The 1,981-nt window shown below is 29.1% G+C and carries 2 tRNA genes; both read left to right on the plus strand.

Features of this window, described 5'->3' with window-relative positions:
- Positions 1–961: 961 nt before the first annotated feature.
- A tRNA-Val gene (locus tag BHC51_RS00925) sits at positions 962–1,037 on the plus strand.
- A gap of 281 nt (positions 1,038–1,318) precedes the next feature.
- Positions 1,319–1,403 (plus strand) — tRNA-Leu (locus BHC51_RS00930).
- The last annotated feature ends 578 nt before the right edge of the window (positions 1,404–1,981 follow it).

Consider the following 1,981-nt stretch of genomic DNA (forward strand, 5'->3'; position numbering starts at 1 on the left):
GCAAGCAGATTTAAAATGCTAAAACGGTATAATTCAGGATTTGAGAGAGAATACGAGATTTGGCTGCATGCGTTCGGATTGCATCTGGTTGCTTATTGATAGTTTTCTTAATTCTTTATGTTATATGTGATTTATATGGGTATTAAGATGAGCTGACGGTATATACAGGTATAGCAATAGTATCAGTTTGGTTGAATCCGCTTTTGTAATTTTAATAAGAATTGTTTACTGGTATTCAGATTGGAATTTAGTCCAAGAAAACAGAATATTAGTTGAGATTGATTTTAGTTTGTATTATTTATGTTAAAAGTATCTTTGTGAAAATTTATCCTCATTTGTTTCAATCCGAATAGTTATAAAATATGAATTTTTAGGATGAGGACGAAATTAAATCTGTTTAGTTAAGAGTGGGAAATTATCATAGAGGATAAATGTATGGCTACTATATCTGATTCTTGCTAATTAAAATTAATATATTCATATTTTGGTTTAAACAGTTATTTGTTGTTTGTTTATATTGTTTGTTTTTTAAATAATATATTATTAATTTATTTTTTAGCTGGTATTTGGCAATGTATTGTTTATTTTCTGATGAATGTTGTCTATATCTGTAGAGAAAATTATTTAATAACAGTTTTTTTATTTAATCTGTGTAGATGTAGAAAAGAAATCACTATATAGAGTAATATTTATTCATTAATAATGAAATCAAGATATTGGATGAATTTGTAAGTTTTGTTTTAATTTTAAAATATTAATTGTGCTGCGCTTTGAAGATGTGTATATCTGCTGAAAGGTGGTATCTGAAAATATGATTTGATGCACGCTGAGAATAATTAAATAGTAGCTAGGTTAAGTTTTATTTTTAAAACAATAAATTATAAAACAATTGCTCTGTATAAGAAAAAAAGAGCTTGCTGTGTTTCTTACTCTATGATTAAATACGCGCCTCAACAGCACAGGGTGATTAGCTCAGTTGGTAGAGCGTCTGCCTTACAAGCAGAATGTCGGCGGTTCGACTCCGTCATCACCCACCAAACATTTGATCTCTCTCTCTATTATTTTATTCTGTTCGGTTAGATTGCTGTCTGAATTCATTGGCGTATTGGTTTTTGGATGCGGTATTTTGCTAGTGACACTATTTATCTGAAATGATATTTGCAATAGTAAACTTATTTCTACCACTGAGCTTACAATAAGAAGCTGTCAGACAGAATTATGTCTATGTGTATCTATTTGTATATTATTGAAATATTTCTCTTGGCATGGAATGCAAATTATCCTATAATTTAACGCTCAATCAGTTTTGATTGCTTGTGCGGATATGGCGAAATTGGTAGACGCACCAGATTTAGGTTCTGGCGCCGAAAGGTGTAAGAGTTCGAGTCTCTTTATCCGCACCATGAATTTTAAAAAGATATCTTAGAGATTAAGATATCTTTTTTTATTTTCTTTTTTTGCTATTCTAAGTTTTGTTCAAGTTTTTTTCTTCTATTGTTGAAATTATTTATTACCTATCTGCTCGATTAGTTGGGATAAGTTTGATCTAAGTTGTAATCCGCTTACTTTGGGTTTTGCATAATAGGTTTGCTTTCAAGATAAATCTTAGGTTAATTTCATCTTTTCTTTGGTAATAGTAGCTGATTGTCTGATTGGATAATAATTTCTAAGTCTATGTATTTATCTTAAAGTTTAGCTCTATGTTTATGCATTAGTGTTGCTTGTAAGACAGAACAATTGATCGACATTGTGAATGAGCTAATTTAGTTTATTTAACTATGCTATAGTTGTTAGTTTATGTTATTTAATATATTGATTCCAAGAATATTTATTTTTCTATTTGAATTAAAATACAAATTTGTTGACTACGGTTTACTGCTTTATTTTTATAAAAAAATTGCACTGTCTGAGGTAATGCTGACTCAGACAGTGCAATTTGTAATTTAGATAAATATTTGCTTAAATTACATGGTTTCTAGAG

This window comes from Snodgrassella alvi, from assembly GCF_002777745.1.
Lineage (GTDB): Bacteria > Pseudomonadota > Gammaproteobacteria > Burkholderiales > Neisseriaceae > Snodgrassella > Snodgrassella alvi_D.